Consider the following 20,536-nt stretch of genomic DNA (forward strand, 5'->3'; position numbering starts at 1 on the left):
GCAACAGGAACACGCGCTCGAACAGGCTTATATGGATGGCCTGTTCGAGCGTCTCGACGTTGAGGTCTCCCAAGCCAATGAGCATCTGCGGCAGGTCCAGCTGGAGGTCGATCCAACAAATCCGGACGCTGATGCATTGGTACGTCGGGAAACGGAATACCATGCCTTAAACTCTAAAATCGACCGGCTCAACTTAGCCCAGCTCGGATTAGTTTTTGGTCGCATTGATATCGCCTCAGATGATCCGGACAATCCCGTCCCCGGGCAACCTGGATTGGACCGTCGCTACATCGGTCGCATGGGGCTCGATGTCCGAGAAGAGGGCTATCGCAATCTTTTGCTCGACTGGCGGGTGCCTATGGCCCGCCCCTTCTATCTCGCTACTACTGCCCAGCCCGAGGGCGTCCACTTGCGCAGGCATATCCGCACTGCGGGACGCAAGATTACCAAGATCGATGATGAGTATCTTTCCGGCGAAGCCCTCGACGGCAGCCTCGACGGCGTAGGCGGAGAATCTGCATTATTGAGCGCGATGGCAGCGGCCCGCACGGGACATATGCACAGCATTGTGGAGACGATTCAGCGCGAGCAGGACCTCATCATTCGTGATGAGCATCGCGGAATCATGGTGGTCGAGGGAGGCCCCGGCACGGGTAAGACCGCCGTGGCATTGCATCGCGTGGCGTACCTGCTCTATACCGCTCGTGAGCAACTATCTAAATCCGGTGTCTTAATTGTCGGGCCCAACCCGGACTTTCTGAACTATATTTCTCGGGTGCTCCCAGAGCTCGGCGAGACCGGCGTGGTGTTAGCCACTATTGGTGAGCTCTACCCTGGTGTCATCGGCAACGCTGCGGAATCCCTGCTGACCCGTGAGGTCAAGGGTTCCGAAGAGATGGTCACTATTCTCAACGAAGCCGTCCGCGCTTATCAGGTGCTCCCCGATCGAACTTTGGAGCTACCACACGGTTCCCTCACCCTGCTTATCGACGCCCAGATGATCAAGGCCGCGCGAACCCGCGCCCGTCGTTCCCAGCGAGCTCATAATGATGCCCAAGAGATCTTTGCCGAGCATCTCATCAGTCAACTTGCCGCGCAGTTGGCCGAATCCATCGGTGCTGATCCGCTAGGCGGGCAGAATCTTCTCTCAGCTGCTGATGTCGACCAGCTTCATGACGACCTTGCGGGAGAAATCGGCGTCGAAAAGCTCATTGACGAGTATTGGCCCCGACTCGACCCCGAAGAGGTCTTAAGGGGTTTGCTCGAAGACGCCGAAGCCATTGAGTATGCCGCCGGCGATTACGACGAGGAGACCCGTGCTGCGTTGCTCCGGGACCAAGGCTCGCCTTGGGCTGCCTCAGATGCGGCGTTGCTCGATGAACTAGCCGTTATGGTGGGACTGCCTGACCCTGAGACGTTGGCTGCCCGCGCCGATCAAGCATGGCGACAACAGGTCGTTGAGGCCCAGGAGGCTCTAGATATTCTCACGGGTTCGGCGTCCACTGACAATGATGATGATCTCTTCGATGCCGAGATTCTCTCTGCCCATGATGTCATCGATGCTGAAACCCTTGCCGGGCGTCAGATAGTCAGCGACTCTCGTTCCACCGCTGAACGAGCCCGCGAGGACCACACCTGGGCCTATGGGCACGTCATTATTGATGAGGCTCAAGAACTCAGTCCGATGGAATGGCGGATGATCTTCCGGCGCAGCCCCTCGCGGTGGATGAGCTTGGTCGGCGATACTGCGCAGACTGGCTCGCCGGCGGGAGTGGATTCTTGGGCAGAAACCCTCGAGCCTTATGTGGGCGAGAGATTTCATCATCATGAGCTGACCGTGAACTACCGCACCCCGGCAGAGATCATGGAGGTGGCCAACCGCATCTTGGCTCATATCTCCCCAGAGGCAAGTCCAGCTACCGCCATCCGAGAGTCCGGAAAGCCCGTATCCTTCCTGCCCTTAGGCGCTGAATATTCATTCCCAGGGGACGGATTATCCAAAGTCATCACCGCTGAAAATGTCACCGAGATCAAGGGGTTGGAATTCGATCACGTCTTTGTCATCGAACCAGCTGCGATAATCGCACGCTCCCCTCAAGGCTGGCAAGACCTCTATGTCGCGGTCACTCGAGCAACCCAAACGCTCACCATTGTCGGTGAGCTGCCAGAGATCTAGGCCTTATCTTGGCTGTTTGCAACCTAGATTAGGCAGGAAAAAAGGGCCTCCGAAGAGACCCTGGTTTCGCCGTCAGACAAATACTAGGTGACGGTGTGGACGATCATAACGTCGCAGTCGGACTGACGCGCGACATCGGCTGGCACCGATCCCAGCAGACGACCGGTCAGGGAGTTGATTCCCCGGTTACCGACGACCAGTAGATCAGCCTTGTTGTCGGTCATGATGGCCATAAGTGCCTCGACTGGAGTGCCGGGACGAACGGCCTTCTCGACCTTGGTGGCACCGGCCTCGCGGGCGGTAGCTTCACCTGCCTCAAGATTCTTCTGTGCGGTCTCATCACCGAGGATGGTCACGGAGTCCTGACGAAGCGTCTCCGAAGCATCATCTTTGTTCTCGTAGTAAGCGCAACCGATGATGAGGGTGGCATCGAAAGCCGCAGCAATCTTCGCTGCTCGTTCGACGGCCAGCAGGGAAGACTTGGAGCCGTCCGTGCCAACCACGATTGTCTGATAATTATCGCTCATGGGACCTCTCGGGACCTTTCCTCGGGGATGACTGTTTATTGTTACAGCCATTTTAGCAACGTTTCAGAATCAAGACGCGCGGTCGTCAGTATTGACGATCAAGACGTTGACCGGCGAACGACGCACTACCTCAGTCGGGATGTTGCCAAACACTCGTCCAGTCAGGGTATTTACTCCCTTGTTTCCGATAACCAGCAGGTCAATGTCGCTTTCGATGACGGCCTTGGTCATGGCCGTAGCCGGAGCTCCGGAGACTTTGCGCAGCTCGATGCTGGTTGCTCCCTCTTCTGTGGCTGCCTCATGAGCAGCCTGGAGGCAGCTGTCGGCGGCGTCTTCGCCGACAATCGGCACTACTGAGACGTCGCTATGGGGAGCGTTAAGCAAGGAGCCAGAAGCGGCATACCAAGCAGAGATGATGACGAGATTGGCATCATAGACACGTGCCAAGCTAGCAGCAGTACGGACAGCGAGCAGCGAAGATTCAGAGCCATCGGTGCCCACAGCGATTGTGGAGTAAGTGATCATGCGAACAGCTTACATCCCAACGTCCTTTATTCCCTTGAGTTCCTTACGCAACTCGGTGATCTCATCCCGCAACCTTCCGGCCAGTTCGAATTTTAGTTCTCGCGCAGCCGCACCCATCTGGGCGGCCAAGTCATCAATGAGTTTCTGCACCTGTTGCGCCGGCATCCCCGAAGTGTCTGGGCGTTCGACCATCGCCGCCTCGCTGCCACCTCCGCTGCCTCCCGGATTATCGGCGGTCGAATCATAGACCTGATCGAGAATATCTGCGATCTTCTTCCGCAACGGCTGCGGGTCGATGCCGTGCTCAGTGTTGTAGGCGATCTGTTTCTCCCTGCGGCGATCTGTCTCCTCGATCGCATGCTCCATCGAATCGGTGACTCGGTCGGCATACATAATCACCTCGCCAGAGACGTTTCTCGCTGCTCGTCCTATCGTCTGAATGAGAGCGGTCGCTGAACGCAGGAAGCCCTCCTTATCTGCATCCAGAATTGCTACCAAGGAGACTTCAGGAAGATCCAGCCCTTCACGCAGCAGGTTAATGCCCACGAGAACGTCGTAGTCACCCAGCCGCAGTTGACGCAGCAGCTCCACTCGCTGGAGAGTGTCAATATCCGAGTGCAGATAGCGGACCTTGATCCCATTTTCCAAGAGATAGTCGGTGAGATCCTCTGACATTTTCTTCGTCAGGGTAGTGACCAACACCCGCTCTTTTTTCGCGGTGCGTTCTCGGATCTCGTGAATAAGATCGTCGATCTGGCCTTGAGTGGGTCGAACACTGACCTTCGGATCTACCAAACCGGTAGGCCGGATGACTTGCTCGACGAACTCTCCCCCAGCCGCCGCCATCTCATATTTGCCAGGTGTGGCTGAGAGATAGACCGTCTGGCCCACTCGTTCCTCGAATTCTTCCCACGTCAATGGACGGTTATCCATCGCGGAGGGAAGCCGGAATCCAAACTCCACCAGATTGCGCTTACGCGACATATCCCCTTCGAACATGCCACCAATCTGCGGGACGGTCACATGCGACTCGTCGATAATCGTCAGGAAGTCCTCTGGAAAGTAGTCGATCAGAGTAGCTGGTGCGGTCCCGGAGCCACGGGCATCTATGTGGCGTGAATAGTTCTCAATTCCAGAACAAAACCCCACCTGCTCGATCATTTCTAGGTCGTATTCGGTGCGCATCCGCAGTCGCTGCGCTTCCAAGAGCTTGCCGCGATTTTCCAGATCGGCCAGGCGCTGGGCTAGCTCTTCTTTAATAGCCACAACGGCCTTTTCCATCCGCTCTGGTCCCGCCACATAGTGAGTTGCCGGGAAGATCCGGATATCTTCCACTTGGCGTACTGCATCCCCGGTCAGCGGGTGAATATAATACAGGGCATCAATCTCATCACCGAAGAATTCCACCCGCACTGCCAGCTCTTCATAGGCCGGAATGATATCTACGGTATCGCCTTTAACTCGAAAAACTCCGCGCTGGAAAGCGATATCATTGCGCTCATATTGGATATCCACCAACAGCCTGAGGAAGCGGTCCCGGTCGACTTCTTCGCCCACGTTGAGAATTACAGAGCGGTCCAAATAGGACTGCGGAGTGCCTAGACCGTAGATGCACGAAACTGAGGACACCACGACGACGTCGCGACGCGAGAGCAACGAGGAGGTCGCCGAGTGTCGCAATCGCTCAACATCATCATTGATCGAGGAGTCTTTCTCGATATAAGTATCCGTTTGCGCAATATAGGCTTCAGGTTGGTAGTAGTCGTAATAACTAACGAAATACTCCACCGCATTATTAGGTAATAAGGTGCGCAGCTCATTGGCTAGCTGTGCTGCCAGCGTCTTATTCGGCGCCATTACCAAAGTGGGACGCTGTTGCTGCTCAATCAGCCAAGCAGCAGTAGCAGATTTGCCGGTACCAGTAGCGCCCAACAAGACGATGTCACGCTCACTACGATTGAGCCGCTCATCGAGTTCTTTAATAGCCGCAGGTTGATCGCCAGCCGGCTGATAGTCCGAGATGACCTCAAAACGGCCATCACTGCGCTCTACCTCGCCGACGGGGCGGTGTTCGGAATGGGACAACACGGGGTGTTCAGCAGCAAAAGCCATGGAAACGAGGATACCCCGATCTTGGATCTGCCAGACCACCTCAGCCAGGCTCGGCCACCGAAACCACCGAATCGCTTAAGAGTCTTGCTGAGACAATTCACTGGCTAGGTGCTGCTGAAGCGGCTGACCGACGGCACCCATGTCGAAGCGAGTAGAAAGCACAGAGAAGTCATCATTGAAGGTGTAGATTCGCCGCGTGGTATCCACATGCTTGGCGGTGGCGGTATTGACCACGGAGGATTGTCCGAACTCTAGGACTCGCCCGCCCTGCTGAGCCTTGCCTGCAAGCAACTCTGTTTGACCGGTTGGTTGAGCGATAACCAGCTCTAGGTTGCCCTCACCGACGGGTCGAAGAAAACCAACTTCAGTGTGCATCGGACCATTAGCTCCCCTGCTCTTCTGCTCATAGCGGAAAAAGGGCTTGCCCGCAGCAGCGGTGAAAGTCACGGTTTCAGAATAGGAAAAGTCCTTAATGGTCGGATAAAAGCCCCGTCCATCTCCTGCCCAAGAGCCAAGGAGAAAAGCAAAGGGCTGCAGGTTCGGGTGAAGTTCCATGACTATAGACATTAGGCGAGAAACGCCTAGCTCAGGCTGACATGCGCCTTCGCTTTCCATTCGTAGAGCTGATCAGTGCCCTGCTTGGCCCAATGCCCGGCGAGTCCGGACACGGTTCCATCAGCAAGCACTGCTTCCAAGCTCTGGCGGAGCCGTTCTTTCATCGCTGGATCTTGCAGCTCGCTGACGTGTTCAGCAGTGATGTTCTCGGGCAGGTCGCCTGCGGCCAAGTGCGCCAAAGCAATAATCATCGCGCCTTGATCAGCCTCAATATAATGGTTGCCAGCGCCTGGAAGTAGTTCATCTAAGTAGAGTTCCTCTCCCTGGCGAACATCCTCGAGCAGTTCGGCAGCATCGTCATTGTCGAATGGTCCGGTGTTCCAGATTTCCATGATCGACACCATACTCTGATCTAGAACGATGCCCCATGCGAGAAAACTCATTCGTAGGATTGCGCGTCTTATCTGCTGCGGTGTCCGTAGTCCTCTTCCCTATTCTCGCGGCGCCTGCCAGCGCCTTCGTCTGCGTAGTTTCAGCTCAACGCACGAATGCGCGCTACCAGCGCATCGACCTGGGGTGCCAGTGCTTCAAGTGCGCCATTGTTGTCAATGACTACATCGGCTGCTGCCAGCCGGATCTGATCATCAATCTGGGCGTCGATCCTTCGACGGGCATCGGACTCAGCTAAGCCTCGCCATTCCACCAGTCGCCGGATGCGCTTATCGACGTCGACGTCAACCACCACCACCAGATCCATCCCGGTGTGCAGCCCGTTGTCGACCAACAAGGGCATGTCATAGACTACTGCGGCTTCCCCAGTTGCTTCGGCGTGGGCAAACTGACGCTGGGTTTCCTCGTGGATCCGCGGGTGGGTGATGCCATTGAGCAACCCGGTGTGTTCTTGATCAACGAAAGCTCGAGCTGCCAGCTCTGCACGATTGAGGGTGCCATCGGGATGGATGATATCTGCGCCGAAAGTCTGGGCCAGCTCTGCTAATGCAGGGGCGCCTGGTTCGACGATATCCCGGGCAATCTGATCGGCGTCAACGATCTTGAGGCCTTGAGAATGAAGAAGATCGGCAACGGTTGTCTTACCGCTGCCGATCCCTCCGGTGAGTCCGATTTTAAACATGGACTCGATTCTAGCTAGTTATGCAGTTTCCGCTTCCGGAGCAGTCACCGTGATGATTTCATCACCGATGCTTGCCTGAGCGCCGGTATGGCCCTCGACGGTAGCGAACTTCTTGGTGTTGACTACCAACACTGGGGTGACAGCTGAGTAGCCGGCAGCCTTAATCTTGGCTAGGTCAAAGCGCACCAGCGGAGTGCCAGCAGAGACTTGCTGCTTCTTTTCCACGAGGACCTCGAAGCCATCGCCGGCCATGTTCACCGTGTCAATGCCGATGTGGATGAGAAGCTCCACGCCGTTGTCCAAGCGCAGGCCAACCGCGTGGCCGGTCTTTTGGACAGTCAGGACTTTGCCAGCAGCCGGAGCAACAACAGTGTCGCCAGTCGGCTCAATTCCCACGCCCTTACCGAGTGCTTCACCGGCGAAGACTGGGTCGGGAACCTCGGAGAGGGCAATGACCTTTCCTTCTAACGGAGCAGTGATCATCGTGACTGTTCCTGCTTCCAGGGCAGTCTTAGTCGGGGCCGGAGCGGTAGCTACGGCACCAGCGGCTCCAGCGGTACCTGCACCAGCGGAAGCTGCGGTGATGTTCTCAGCAGCATCGATGCGCTCGTCCTCAGCTTCGTTGGCCTCGGCCAGCTCAGCTTCAATCTGAGCATGAATCTCATCGCGCTCATCCTTGGTGCGGTAATCAAGAACGATAACCAGCAGCATGGAGGTCAAGAAGGCTGCGGCGATACCGATGGTGTAGCCGCCCCACGGGTCCATAGCCGGGATGGTCAGCAAAGAGGTGAAGACGAAGGCATAAGCCTTGACGTCGAAGATGCCCATGACAACGCCACCGACGAAACAGCCCGGCAGCAGGCGGTAGTAGGTCTTCTTGAAACGCAGCAGAACACCGTAGAGAGAAGGTTCAGAGATACCGCCGAGCAGGCCGGCAAGCATGCCGCCAAGGGAGACCTGGCGCATTGCCTTGTTGCGTTCCCGAATGGAGAGGACGAAGACACCGGTGACGACACCGAAGCAAGCGAAGTTCCAAGCACCCATTGGGCCCTGGATGAAGTCGTAGCCCAAGGTGGCGATGTTCTGAATCATGATGGCGTTGAGCGGCCAGTGCAGACCCAGCGGAACCAGGAAGGGGTAGAGCAGCGGGACGATGATCGCCAGGATGAACGGCGAGAGGTCATTGACCCAGAAGAGCATATCGGAGATACCGTTACCGATACCGATACCGAATGGGCCGAGCAGGAATGCGGTAGCCGGGATCATGATCAGCAGGGAGAAAAACGGCACGAAGACCATCTGCACGGCGGCAGGGATGATTTTCTTCAGGCCCTTTTCTGCCCAGAACAAGCCGATGGCTGCGATCAGCGGCGGGAAGACCTGGCCGGAGTAGTCGTTGAGGACCATCGGCAGGCCGAAGACGGTGACGGTATCACCAGCGGAGCCCAAGGAGAGGAACTCCGGGGTCAACAGTGCAGCCGGGATAGCGGCGCCCACCCACTCATTAGCTCCGAGCTTTCGGGCTGCAGTGGCACCAACCATGATCGGCAGGAAGTAGAACACCGAACGCCACATGGCATGCATGAAGACGTAGGAGTCAGGCTGCTCATCCATTGGTGCGCGGAAGTCCTGCAGGCCGAAGGTATCGGCGAGGACCAGCAGGGTAATGATCAGTGATGCGCCAAGCAGCGCCCAGAGGATCGGACGGAAAGTATCAGAGAGGAATTCGAAAGCGAAGTCGACGCGGGAGGACTTTCCGCGAACTCCGCCGTATTCCTTAGTTCCGGAGGACTTATCTTCGGAGAGATTGCCCATTCCGGGTTCTTTGATGATGGCACCGTAGTAGTCAGCGACACCACCACCCATAACCACCTGCAGGCCGGTGGTTCCCTGAGGAACCACACCGAGCACAGCTGGGTCAGATTCCAAGGCAACCATATCTACCTTGGACTGATCTCGAAGTTGGAAACGCAGGCGCGTTGCGCAATGCGTAAGCGAAGTAACATTCTCAGCCCCACCGATTTTATCGATGATGTGCTGAGAGGTCACTATGGTCTTAGACGCCATGTTCAGGACCTTTCTCAGGGGCCCAGCCGACTTACCTGTAGGTAGAACCAGCCGCAGCCATAATTGTCCGGTAGCCGATTAGGGCCTCGCCGAACTGGTTATGACCAGAATTCCCTCCGCGCTAGCGACGGGCGATGAGACAATCTCCGACTCTCGGTATTACACAGATATAGTACAACGAAAACCACCTGAACAAAAGACCATATTCATCCTTTTCCCACCAGATCCCAAGCCTCCCCACATTCTTAAGGTGGTAATGACCTGTTGGGCCTCATTGCCTGCACTAACAGCTAGAAATAGCAAAAAGGGCCGTGCGTGAGAAATTTCTCACGCACGGCCCTTTCGGGCAAAACTAGTGACTAGTTGCCAGCCAGCTTCTCACGCAGAGCAGCGAGCTGCTCGTCGGAAGCCAATGCTCCACCGTGCTCTTCGGCGACATCCTCGGAAACCGGGGCGTCATCCTCAGACTTGGACTCGGAAGAGTAGTTGGTAGCGGACTCTTCTGCAGCCTCAGCGGCAGCGGCACGGTGACGCTCGATCTGAGCGGTGTGCAGCTGGAAGCGGCGCTCCGACTCTGCGTAGCGACCCTCCCATGCCTGACGCTGCTCTTCGAAGCCTTCGAGCCATTCGTTGGTCTCGGCGTCGAAGCCCTCAGGGAAGATGTAGTTACCCTGATCGTCGTAGGAGTCGGCCATGCCGTACTTGGAGGGATCGAACTCCTCCGAGTAATCCTCGTCGGCCTGCTTGAGGGACAAGGAGATGCGGCGACGCTCGAGGTCGATGTCGATGACCTTGACCATTGCTTCTTCGCCAACGGTGACAACCTGGTCGGGAACCTCGACGTGGCGCTGAGCCAGCTCGGAGATGTGGACCAGGCCCTCGATGCCCTCTTCGACGCGCACGAAGGAACCGAAGGGAACCAGCTTGGTGACCTTGCCGGGAACGATCTGGCCGACAGCATGGGTGCGTGCGAACACGCGCCACGGATCCTCCTGAGTCGCCTTCAGCGACAGGGAGACACGCTCGCGGTCGAGATCGACGTCGAGCACCTCCACGGTGACCTCGTCGCCGACGGTGACAACCTCGGAGGGGTGATCGATGTGCTTCCAGGACAGCTCGGAAACGTGAACCAGTCCGTCGACTCCGCCGAGATCGACGAAAGCGCCGAAGTTAACGATGGAGGACACGACGCCCTTGCGGACCTGGCCCTTCTGGAGCTGGTGGAGGAACTCGGAGCGAACCTCAGACTGAGTCTGCTCGAGCCATGCACGACGGGACAGGACCACGTTGTTGCGGTGCTTGTCCAGCTCGATGATCTTAGCTTCGAGCTCCTGGCCGATGTAGGGATCCAGGTCGCGCACGCGGCGCATTTCAACCAGCGATGCCGGCAGGAAGCCACGCAGGCCGATGTCGAGGATGAGTCCACCCTTGACGACCTCGATGACGGTACCGGTAACCGGCTCGTCCTTGTTCTGCAGTTCCTCGATGGCGCCCCATGCACGCTCGTACTGGGCGCGCTTCTTGGACAGGATCAGACGACCCTCTTTGTCCTCCTTGGTGAGGACAAGTGCGTCGATCTCGTCGCCGACCTGGACAACCTCGTCCGGGTCAACATCGTGCTTGATCGACAGCTCACGGGACGGAATGACGCCCTCGGTCTTGTAGCCGATATCGAGCAGCACCTCGTCGCGGTCGACCTTGACGACAGTGCCTTCAACGATGTCGCCATCGTTGAAGTACTTGATCGTCGCGTCGACGGCGGCCAGGAAATCCTCAGCGGTGCCAATGTCGTTGATGGCAACCTGAGGGGCAGTGGTGTTGGGCATGTGTTCAGTTGCTCCGAGTTGGATAGGAGATAGGAAGTGGACAGGAACGCATCTTTCGACGGGGTTTCACTAAAGAAAACACGGCTCGATCTCACTTTGAAGTAGCACGGACCCTCCCATTACGGCCCGGCACGCCACAAAGCTACGACACGCCTGAGATACAATACTCTTTTTATGCAGCGGAAGCAAATACCACAAACCTGAGTTTCCCGGAGGGAAAACGCACGTGACTAACACCGATACCCCCGCAGCTCAAGCTGCGAGCGCCAACCGGAGCTGGTGGGATTCTGATGCCGATCGCTACCACTTAGACCATGCCCCCTACCTGGCTGGATTTCATTGGTGTCCGGAAATGCTCGCGGAATCCACCGCCCAGTTACTCGGAGATGTGAACAACTCTGCTGTTCTCGAGATTGGGTGCGGCTCTGCCCCCTGTTCTAGGTGGCTGGCAGAGCAGGGCGTCGGTTTTATCACTGCTTTCGATCTCTCCCTTGGCATGTTGCGCCACGCCGAAACCAACACTGTCAATCTCGTCCAGGCCGACGCCCAATCGATGCCCTACTGCGAAGATTCTTTCGATGTGGCCTTCTCCGCTTTCGGCGCCTTTCCCTTCATCCCTGACATAACAGCAGTTTTTGCCGATCTAGCCCGGGTGCTTCGCCCCGGTGGCCGACTAGTGTTTTCCGTCAACCACCCCATGCGGTGGATTTTCCCTGACTATCCCGGATCTGAGGGACTAACCGCCGAAATTTCCTATTTCGAACGGGAATACCTCGAAACTGATGAACACGGCACCATCACCTACGCCGAATACCACCGAACTATCGGCGATTGGGTGCGAGCGTTAGTGGCCGCCGGGTTCACTATCGAGGACATTATTGAACCCGAGTGGCCAGCAGAGCTCACCGAAGAATGGGGACAGTGGTCTCCCCTACGCGGGCGAATCTTCCCCGGCTCGGCAATTTTTGTCGCCTCACTATAATTTCGCCAGACCTCAGTGAGCTGCTTGATCCCAGTTCGCGCCTTCGCCAGCTGAGATTTCCAAGGGCACCCGCAGACTGATCGCTCCGTCCATTTCCCTGGCGATGATCGACCGCACCTGCTCAAGCTCACCCGGCGCGATTTCCACCACGAGCTCATCGTGGACTTGCAGTAGGACGCGGGAGGACACGCGGGCGTCGCGAAGCTGCCGATCTACCCGGATCATTGCCACCTTGATGATGTCTGCCGCGGTTCCCTGGATCGGCGCATTCAGGGCTGCTCGCTCGGCGTTTTCCCTTGCTACTCGGTTATCGGAGGTGAGCTCCGGCAGGTAGCGTCGGCGGCCAAATAGGGTCGAGGTATAGCCATCTTTGCGTGCCTTGTCGACGATCTCGGCAAGGTAGCGCTGTACTCCGCCAAAGCGCTCGAAGTAGCTTTCCATAATCGTTTTGGCCTCACCTGCGGGGATATCGAGCTGTTGGGAGAGCCCGAAAGCCGAGAGCCCATAGACCAGGCCATAGGACATTGCTTTGACTCGGCGTCGCAGTTCCGGGGTGACCTGATCGATGGGGACGTTGAAGACCTTGGAACCTACGTAATTGTGGAGGTCTTCGCCTGCCAGGTAAGCCTCAATGAGTCCGGGGTCCTCCGATAGGTGCGCCATGACGCGCATCTCGATCTGGGAATAATCGGCGGTCAGCAAAGTCTCATAGCCTTGGCCAACAACAAAGGCAGAGCGGATTCGCCTGCCCGCTGGGGTGCGCACGGGGATATTCTGCAGGTTCGGCTCAGTAGAGCTGAGACGGCCTGTAGAGGCAACGGTCTGGTTGAAGGTGGTGTGAATTCGACCATCGGACTGAACCGTCTTGATCAGACCTTCCAGGGTCGTCTTCATCTTCTGGTATTCGCGGTGTGCCAGGAGTCGGTCGAGGAAGGGGTGCGGATGCTTGGCCGCTAGCTGCTCAATCTCTTTTGCTGCAGTCGAATGGCCCGTTTTGGTCTTCTTAGTCTTCGGCAGGCCGAGTGTTTCAAAAAGGACGACCTGTAGCTGCTTCGGGCTGGAAAGGTTGAGTGAAGGGTCGCCAGCAAGTTCGCGAGCGATCGCTTCTTCGTGTGCAACTTTCTCAATGAAATCTTCTAGTTGTTCTTCCAGAGTGGCTACATCTACCGCGATACCGGCGGCTTCCATCCGGCCGAGGATTCCGGCTAGCGGAAGCTCAAGATCGTGGTAGAGCTCAAAACCATCAATCTGTTGGAGCTGAATGGTCAATTCTTCTGCCAGCTCGAGTACCGCTACCGCCGAATCAACCAGGGAGGTATCCCCCATCAGCGAAAGCTGACCATCAGGTTCGGCGAGCTGACGTTGCAGATGGCGTTGGTAGATATCTTTCAGATCATAAGTACGTTGACCAGGTCGCAGCAGATAGGCCGCGATCGCAGTGTCATGAGCTACACCCTGAAGCGGCATTCCCCGCCCGGCCAACATATGGAAAGCGGCTTTGGACTCGTGCAGGTACTTAGGCTCCGCAGAATCTAGCCAGTTGGCTAACGCCTGTTCATCAGCTGGGTCCAATTCTCCCAGTTCAACGCTGACTGCATGCCGCTGCTTATCGACGATCGCCAGCGCCGAGGCATCCCCCTGGTTCGGCGTAGCCGTGCCCATGATGAACAAGGCCATCCCTTGTCCCCTGCGGGAGGGCAGCCATGTGGCAAGCGACTCCTCATCGACCACGACATCGGATAACTCGGCGACTTCCTCGGATACCTCGCCTTCGGTGGGAACCACTGCGAGAACACGTTCACGGAGGTTGGCACCGAATTGAAGTTCATCAAAACGCTCGGCGACTGCTGCCACATCGACCGAATCGATCTGTAGCTGATCGGGACCAACGGGCAGCTCCATGTCAGTGAGCATTTGAGTGAGTTCTCGATTGAGCCGAACCTGATCGAGTCGCTCTCGGAAGTTCTCGCCAGCACGTCCCTTAATCTCCCCGGCATGATCGAGCAGGCTATCGAGAGTGCCGTACTGCTTGATCCATTTGGTGGCCGTCTTTTCCCCTACCCCTGGGATATTGGGCAGGTTGTCTGACGGGTCCCCACGCAGTGCTGCGAAATCTGGATACTGCTGAGGGGTCAAGCCATATTTTTCTTCAACTGCTTGCGGGGTGAAGCGGTGCAGTGTTGATACCCCACGCATGGGATAGAGCACGGTGGTCTGCCCATCAACTAACTGAAGATAGTCGCGGTCACCGGTGACAATTCGAATCTCATAACCCAGTGGCCGCGCGGCAGTAGTCAAAGTGGCCAGGATGTCATCGGCTTCGTAGTTTTCCATGCTCAACGTCGTAATGCCGAGAGTCCCCAGGATTTCTTGCAAAATGCCCACTTGGCCTTTGAAGGCTTCCGGAGTGGCCTCGCGTTGAGCCTTATACGCGGGGAACATCTCCGTACGGAAAGTCTTGCGCCCCACGTCGAAAGCCACCGCGACGTGGCTCGGCTTTTCCTCCGCCAAGATATTGGCCAGCATGGACAAAAATCCATAGACGGCGTTGGTGTGCTGACCTCCCGTCGTGGAAAAATTCTCGGCCGGTAGGGCGTAGAAAGCACGGAAGGCCATCGAGTGTCCGTCGATGAGCAGGAGGCGGTTGTTCTCGGTCTTCTCAATCACGTTCACGAGTCTAGCGAGGGGCTATTGGCTATTGGGCTACCTGTTGGTTTAAGATATATTTCGGACACGCCCTAGTAGCCCAATTGGCAGAGGCAACGGATTCAAAATCCGTCCAGTGTCGGTTCGAGTCCGACCTGGGGCACCAATAGAATATCTAGTTATCCCCGATCTCCGGATTACCCTCTGTGAGCTCGGGGATAACTCCATTGTGGGCATCATCATGATTCCCTGATTGCATCCACTAAGCTCTTGCCTGAAATCATGCCTATAGGCTTGACCTAGCATCAGAATGAATGTGTATCGAGTCGAGAGCCGGAATATTTTTCGACTCCATCATTAACGTTCCTAGTACTCGCGAGTCTTTCTGAGTTTTAGCCAGAACCGCCACGATTGACGAGGGACAACACAAATCTCAGGCTGATTGATCTGCGACGGAAAACGATAGGATTCCAACAACTTCGGGCTATAGTTTGCAAGTCTCTATAAATACTCTCGAGGAGCCTTTGAGCATGCGCCGCACCATTGTTGCACTAGCCACATCCACCGCCCTGATCTTCGGTGCCATACCTGCTGCAAACGCAGCTGAAGACCTACCGGATGCGTTGACCACGGGCTCTACCGGCTTTGAACTGATCGTGAATAATCTCTCCTCTGATCCGTTTGGCCCTGAGGTGCTTGAAGGCTCTTCGCTATTGCTGCGCGACTGGCTGGTCGGCTTCGTGGGTATCACCGTGGTCGGTTCATCACTCGCAGCAATCTCGTCCTCCAACTACTGATCGATATACCCGTTGAGTGTGTCTTTTAGACTGACCCACGCAACACACATCTTCTGAATTCTTTAAGGAAAGCGACGTCTGATATGTCTACAGATCTCACTCATCCAACCCCGACGTCGCGCACCCCGATGGCTGTGATCCTCAATGTCATCCGTGGTGCCCTTATCGGTCTGGCAGAGCTCGTCCCAGGAATCTCCGGTGGCACAGTCGCACTCGTGGTCGGTATCTACGAACGCGCACTCCACGCCGCCGACATGCTCTTTCGCCGTAAGTTCTCTGAGGTTGACTGGTTTTTCCTCATCTCCGTCGCGGTTGGCATGGTTACGGCTGTATTCACGTTGTCGACTGTCCTCCACGATTTCGTGGACAACTCACCCGAATATGCCCGTGGATTATTCCTAGGCATGGTCGCGGTATCCATCTGGGTTCCCGTGGCCATGATGGACCACCGGGAGCTGCGCAACCGGTGGATGGTCGTCGTTCCTTTGTTCCTTGCCGCTGTCGGATTGAGCTTCCTAGGTACTGGTTTCTCCTCTACCACGCAGACTGATCCTTCGCTCATCGTCATCTTCTTGGCCGCGTCTGTAGTGGTCTGTGCTCTCGTTCTTCCGGGTGTTTCCGGATCATTTCTTCTGCTGACCATGGGCCTATATTCACCAGTCTTGGCTGCGGTCTCTGACCGAGACTGGGTAGTGATCTTTACCTTCATTGCAGGTGCCGCAGTCGGTATCGCGCTGTTCGTCCGAATGCTGAGCTACGCCATGAAAAACCACCGCACCCTGACACTGACGGTGATGGCCGGCTTTATGCTCGGTTCCCTCCGCGCATTGTGGCCGTGGCAGTCTTCCACCTCAGAGCTGCTTGCCCCCGGAGATAACCTCTGGGCGGTCTTTGGGATGACACTTATCGGGGCACTGGTAGTGCTGAGCTTCATCATCGCTGACCGAGTTGCCTCTGCCCGACGGAAGGCAACGGTGATTGAGGAAGAAGCATCAGCCTCATGAACCAATACCGAGCCCTCGCGTTAGCTACCCCGCTACTGTCCGCCCTGTTATTGGGCGGTTGCGTCACCAATGTTGAAGACAGCACCCCGGCTGGTTGGGAACCAATAGTCCCCGAGGCTGTCCCGGAGATCGCGGAGATGGTGCCCGCGGATATCGCCGATGCTGGAGTCCTCAGCGGTGGAGTTAATCCACCATTTGCTCCATTCGAGCTCAAAGACCCCGACGGCGCCATCATCGGCATGGAAATGGATCTAGTTCACGCGGTCGCAGCTGTCATGGGACTAGAATTCCAGCCAGTTGAGCAGGACTTCGCGCTGATTCTTCCGGCAGTTCAAGCTGGCACTCTCGACGTCGGCGCCTCCGGATTTACCGATAACCCGGAACGACGAGAGAGCTTCGACTTCGTCAACTTCCTGTACGCAGGAATCCAGTGGGCTCAGCAAACTGGCACAGACGTCGATCCAGATAACGCTTGTGGTCTGACGGTAGCGGTGCAACGCACCACCGTCTCCGACACTGAAGATGTCCGACCGCGATCCGCCGAATGCGAAGCTGCCGGACAAGAGCCAATCACGGTGCTGGCCTATGACACCTCTGATAACGCCGCGTTGTCAGTGCTCATCGGCCGGGCCGATGCCCTCTCCGCCGACTCTCCGGTCACTGCGTGGGCGGTCTCTCGCTCCGAGGATGAGATGGAATTAACCGGCCCGATGAAAGATGCTTCTCCTTATGGCTGGGCAATCCCGCAGGACTCCGAGCTCGGCCCGGCGATGGCCGCTGGTCTGCAATATCTCATCGACTCCGGGGACTATGAACGCATCCTGGCTCAATGGGGCGTCGAGACCGGATTAATCGACACTGCCCTGATTAATGAACAACCCGTGGACGGAGTCTCCTCATGACGAACACCCCTGCCCCGATTAAGGCGAAGCCACTACGCCACCCCGGCCGATGGACTTTAGCCATCATTCTGCTTGCCCTAGCCGGCTGGTTTATTATCAGCGCGCTCAACAACGAGGCTTACGGCTGGGAAACCTACCGCGCCTATCTTTTCGACACTCGAATTGCCAACGCAGCACTTCATACCCTTGCTTTGACGGTGCTCGCCATGCTGATCGGTGTAGCCCTGGGTGCTGTTTTGGCAGTCATGCGGATGTCGCCCAACCCAGTTTTGCAAGGAGTCGCGTGGGTCTATCTGTGGATCTTCCGTGGCACCCCGGTCTATGTTCAGTTGGTGTTCTGGGGACTGCTCGGATCGCTGTATCAGAGCATCAACCTCGGTTTCGCTGAAATTGACTTGGAAAGCATGCTGCGCAACGCCTTCCTGCTGGCGGTAATCGGCCTTGGCCTCAATGAGTCCGCCTATATGGCCGAGATCGTCCGTTCTGGTATCTCCTCGGTACCAGAGGGACAAATGGAAGCCTCCAAGGCACTCGGGATGGGCTGGTCCATGACCATGCGCCGGACTGTGCTGCCCCAAGCTATGCGCATTATTATCCCACCCACCGGCAATGAGCTGATCTCGATGCTCAAGACCACCTCGTTGGTCGTAGCAATTCCTTATACCCTCGAGCTCTACGGGCGATCGATGGATATCGCGGCTGCACTATTCGACCCAGTCCCTATGCTCTTGGTTGCCGCCACCTGGTATCTGGCCGTGACCTCTTTGCTGATGGTCGGCCAGTACTACTTGGAAAAGCACTTCGAGAAGGGTGCCACTAGGCAGCTAACCGCCCGTCAACTCGCTTCGTTGGCAGATGCTGAGGGCACTGCCCCTGGCAACGTCACCATCATCCCCAACAGCACGCGGAAGGACCGTTGAGATGACTGAGACCCCTCTGATGATCGACGCCCAGCAAGTCTGCAAGTCCTTCGGCCAGCTCGAAGTCCTCAAAGGCATCGATCTTAAGGCACCACAAGGCACCGTCACTTGCCTCATCGGCCCCTCCGGCTCTGGAAAATCTACCTTCCTCAGGTGCGTTAACCACTTGGAGAAGGTCACCGCGGGCCGGCTCTATGTCGATGGTGAACTCATCGGTTATCGCGAAGGTGGCGGTATCCTCCACGAGATCTCCGAAAAAGATGCTTCTCGACAGCGCGCGGGCATCGGCATGGTCTTCCAGCAGTTCAATCTCTTTCCCCACCGAACTGCTCTAGACAATGTCATCGAAGCACCCATCCACGTCAAGGGTCTCTCCCCTGCCAAGGCCAAAAAGCGTGGTTTGGAACTACTCGAGCAAGTAGGACTAGCCCATAAAGCCCATGCCTACCCGGTGCAATTGTCCGGTGGACAGCAGCAGCGCGTGGCTATTGCCAGAGCAGTGGCAATGGACCCCAAGCTCATGCTCTTTGATGAGCCCACCTCAGCGCTCGACCCTGAGCTGGTCGGCGATGTCCTGCGGGTGATGCGTGAGCTGGCCGATGCTGGAATGACCATGTTGGTGGTTACTCATGAAATGGGTTTTGCCAGAGAAGTCGCCGATAAAGTGGTTTTCATGGACGGTGGCATAGTCGTTGAATCAGGCACCCCGAGCGAGGTCCTCGATCATCCGAAGGAACGCCGCACCCAGGCCTTCCTTTCTTCCCTGCTCTAAGCCTGCTCCGCTTTCGGCCAGCATTCAGGCCGCGGCAGCCACTCCCCAACGATGAGCCCGTCATATCCGCCCTCGCGGAGCTGATCGATCCACTGTTGAAGTGGCAACTCGCCGGTTCCTGGGGCACCACGCCCGGGGAAATCGGCGATCTGCAGATGAGCTGGCTCAACGCCAGCCAAATCGAGCACTCCCTGGGCGTTGACGGCCACGTGGTAGAGATCCAACAGCAAGCCTCCCGCCCCAGCCCGCTCCAACAAGTTCTGGGCTTGGGCAATGGTGGTCACCGGATAGTCCGCCACTCCTGAGAGCGGCTCAATCATGGCGAGACCGCCACACCTGGCATCCAATTCCTCGGCTATCTCAGCAAAGCGTGTGACTTGAATCTGCGATAGTTGTTTTCCTCCACGGCCAAGCAACAGATTGAAGCGATTTACTCCGGTGGCCTCATGAATACTGACCACGGCATCGAGGTGAGCCGGTGGCAAGTGACTTTGATGGAGTACTCCCCTATCCCCGCTTCCGAGATTTCCGCCCCAGAGATTCAGCGCCACCAGCTCCAGTTCCCGCTGAGCCAACTCTGCAATGAGGCCATCGATCTTTTCAGGTGCTGGGTCTGGCACCGGAAATGGCCACCACAGCTCGACTGAGGATATTCCGGCGGCTACCGCGGCATCGAGGCCCTCAAGGTAGGTTGCACGCCCGATCGAACAGTTCATCGCGGTGATCATGGAATCTACTGTATCGCCGTGTCTGTCCTCTTAGGATGGATAGCTATGGACATCTCCGCTAAAAATGTCGTCGTGATCACTGGAGCTGGCAGTGGTCTCGGCCGGACCTTCGCCCGCGCATTGGCCGCAGCTGGTTGGTCGGTGGCCTTGATCGGGCGTCGATTAGATCGTTTGGAAGAAACCCTCGAGGGCCTTGATCCGGTCGGCGATCATCTCCCATTGGTCTGTGACATAGCCGATCCGGCGGCCGTGAGCCTGGCATTTGATCAGCTCATCAGCCACTATGGTCGACTCGACCTATTGGTCAACAACGCTGGAGTTCCGGGGCCAACTGGGCAGCTAGATACCGTGGGATTCGAGGCTTGGGAGCAGACATTGGCAACCAACCTCACGGGGACTTTCCTTTGCACTCAGCAGGCATTCGCCTGGATGTCTGCTCACGGCGGCGGCAGAATCATCAACAACGGATCCATCGCCGCCCATGCCCCTCGCTCAGGGACGGCCGCCTATGCCGCTTCCAAAGCTGCGGTGGCCAGCTTGACGGTCTCGACGGCCCTGGATGGCCGGGCCTATGGGATTACCGCCACTGAGCTAGACATCGGAAATGCGCAGACTGATCTACTCGGAAGCTTCACCGGGGATGAGCCCATGTTCGATGCCACCGAAGCCGCTCGGCTCTTGGTCACCGTGGCAGCGCTGCCAACTGGAGTCAGCGTCGACCGAGTCACCGTCACCGCCGCCGGTATGCCCTATCTTGGGCGAGGCTAACTCCATCGAGGCTTGGTCAAACGGAACAGTTGCCCGAAGAAGCACCAGCGAGGGGCTAGCCGGATTTTCGGACACCACCCGCACTAGCCTGCAACAG

Annotated in this window: 18 protein-coding genes and 1 tRNA gene; 9 read left to right on the forward strand and 10 right to left on the reverse strand. The window is 57.0% G+C overall.

Going from position 1 to position 20,536, the window contains the following annotated elements:
- Positions 1–31: 31 nt before the first annotated feature.
- A complete protein-coding gene (locus C5L39_RS07210) occupies positions 32–2,176 on the forward strand; it encodes a HelD family protein (RefSeq protein WP_123048586.1) in 2,145 nt (714 codons plus the stop codon).
- A gap of 83 nt (positions 2,177–2,259) precedes the next feature.
- On the opposite strand, the gene C5L39_RS07215 is transcribed toward C5L39_RS07210, so the two are convergent.
- The 8 genes from C5L39_RS07215 to rpsA all read right to left on the reverse strand — a co-directional run bounded on the left by C5L39_RS07215 (position 2,260) and on the right by rpsA (position 10,920).
- Positions 2,260–2,703, reverse strand: coding sequence for a universal stress protein (locus C5L39_RS07215; RefSeq protein ID WP_123048237.1), 444 nt, complete (start codon positions 2,701–2,703; stop codon positions 2,260–2,262).
- A 69-nt stretch (positions 2,704–2,772) separates the two neighbouring features.
- A complete protein-coding gene (locus C5L39_RS07220; RefSeq protein WP_123048238.1) occupies positions 2,773–3,228 on the reverse strand; it encodes a universal stress protein in 456 nt (151 codons plus the stop codon).
- Positions 3,229–3,237: 9 nt separating this feature from the next.
- Positions 3,238–5,340, reverse strand: coding sequence for an excinuclease ABC subunit UvrB (uvrB, locus tag C5L39_RS07225; protein WP_123048587.1), 2,103 nt, complete (start codon positions 5,338–5,340; stop codon positions 3,238–3,240).
- Positions 5,341–5,415: 75 nt separating this feature from the next.
- Positions 5,416–5,895: a heme-binding beta-barrel domain-containing protein gene (locus tag C5L39_RS07230; protein ID WP_123048239.1), complete on the reverse strand. Its 480-nt coding sequence runs from the start codon at positions 5,893–5,895 to the stop codon at positions 5,416–5,418.
- Positions 5,896–5,921: 26 nt separating this feature from the next.
- Positions 5,922–6,338 carry a DUF4259 domain-containing protein gene (locus C5L39_RS07235; RefSeq protein ID WP_245974930.1) on the reverse strand — a complete coding sequence of 139 codons (417 nt, stop codon included), beginning with the start codon at positions 6,336–6,338 and terminating at the stop codon, positions 5,922–5,924.
- Between the two features lie 89 nt (positions 6,339–6,427).
- A complete protein-coding gene (coaE, locus tag C5L39_RS07240; protein ID WP_123048240.1) occupies positions 6,428–7,027 on the reverse strand; it encodes a dephospho-CoA kinase in 600 nt (199 codons plus the stop codon).
- A gap of 18 nt (positions 7,028–7,045) precedes the next feature.
- Complete coding sequence (locus tag C5L39_RS07245; RefSeq protein ID WP_123048241.1) at positions 7,046–9,094, reverse strand: glucose PTS transporter subunit IIA; 2,049 nt, start codon at positions 9,092–9,094, stop codon at positions 7,046–7,048.
- Between the two features lie 359 nt (positions 9,095–9,453).
- The gene (rpsA, locus tag C5L39_RS07250; RefSeq protein ID WP_123048242.1) at positions 9,454–10,920 is read right to left on the reverse strand and encodes a 30S ribosomal protein S1; all 1,467 of its coding nucleotides are present in this window, start codon (positions 10,918–10,920) and stop codon (positions 9,454–9,456) included.
- 226 nt (positions 10,921–11,146) lie between these two features.
- Here rpsA and C5L39_RS07255 point away from each other — a divergent pair, with 226 nt between their 5' ends.
- Positions 11,147–11,902, forward strand: coding sequence for a class I SAM-dependent methyltransferase (locus C5L39_RS07255; protein ID WP_123048243.1), 756 nt, complete (start codon positions 11,147–11,149; stop codon positions 11,900–11,902).
- 12 nt (positions 11,903–11,914) lie between these two features.
- On the opposite strand, the gene polA is transcribed toward C5L39_RS07255, so the two are convergent.
- Positions 11,915–14,518, reverse strand: coding sequence for a DNA polymerase I (gene polA / locus C5L39_RS07260; protein WP_245974955.1), 2,604 nt, complete (start codon positions 14,516–14,518; stop codon positions 11,915–11,917).
- A 119-nt stretch (positions 14,519–14,637) separates the two neighbouring features.
- Here polA and C5L39_RS07265 point away from each other — a divergent pair.
- The 6 genes from C5L39_RS07265 (at position 14,638) to C5L39_RS07290 (ending at position 18,943) form a co-directional block, all read left to right on the forward strand.
- A tRNA-Leu gene (locus C5L39_RS07265) sits at positions 14,638–14,714 on the forward strand.
- 364 nt (positions 14,715–15,078) lie between these two features.
- Entirely contained in the window at positions 15,079–15,345 is a 267-nt protein-coding gene (locus C5L39_RS07270) for a hypothetical protein (protein ID WP_123048244.1), read from the forward strand.
- An 83-nt stretch (positions 15,346–15,428) separates the two neighbouring features.
- Positions 15,429–16,349: a DUF368 domain-containing protein gene (locus C5L39_RS07275; protein ID WP_123048245.1), complete on the forward strand. Its 921-nt coding sequence runs from the start codon at positions 15,429–15,431 to the stop codon at positions 16,347–16,349.
- Positions 16,346–17,251 (forward strand): ABC transporter substrate-binding protein, encoded by a 906-nt coding sequence (locus tag C5L39_RS07280; RefSeq protein ID WP_123048246.1) that lies wholly within the window; start codon positions 16,346–16,348, stop codon positions 17,249–17,251. The genes C5L39_RS07275 and C5L39_RS07280 overlap by 4 nt, the downstream gene beginning before the upstream one ends.
- A complete protein-coding gene (locus C5L39_RS07285; protein WP_123048247.1) occupies positions 17,248–18,171 on the forward strand; it encodes an amino acid ABC transporter permease in 924 nt (307 codons plus the stop codon). Before C5L39_RS07280 ends, C5L39_RS07285 begins: the two co-directional genes overlap by 4 nt.
- 1 nt (position 18,172) lies before the next feature.
- Positions 18,173–18,943, forward strand: coding sequence for an amino acid ABC transporter ATP-binding protein (locus C5L39_RS07290; protein ID WP_123048248.1), 771 nt, complete (start codon positions 18,173–18,175; stop codon positions 18,941–18,943).
- On the opposite strand, the gene C5L39_RS07295 is transcribed toward C5L39_RS07290, so the two are convergent.
- Positions 18,940–19,671 (reverse strand): TIM barrel protein, encoded by a 732-nt coding sequence (locus tag C5L39_RS07295; RefSeq protein ID WP_123048249.1) that lies wholly within the window; start codon positions 19,669–19,671, stop codon positions 18,940–18,942. The two genes, C5L39_RS07290 and C5L39_RS07295, sit on opposite strands and share 4 nt — an antisense overlap.
- 45 nt (positions 19,672–19,716) lie before the next feature.
- Here C5L39_RS07295 and C5L39_RS07300 point away from each other — a divergent pair, with 45 nt between their 5' ends.
- The gene (locus C5L39_RS07300) at positions 19,717–20,439 is read left to right on the forward strand and encodes an SDR family oxidoreductase (protein ID WP_123048250.1); all 723 of its coding nucleotides are present in this window, start codon (positions 19,717–19,719) and stop codon (positions 20,437–20,439) included.
- Positions 20,440–20,536 lie beyond the last annotated feature (97 nt).

Source organism: Corynebacterium alimapuense (genome assembly GCF_003716585.1).
Classification (GTDB): domain Bacteria; phylum Actinomycetota; class Actinomycetes; order Mycobacteriales; family Mycobacteriaceae; genus Corynebacterium; species Corynebacterium alimapuense.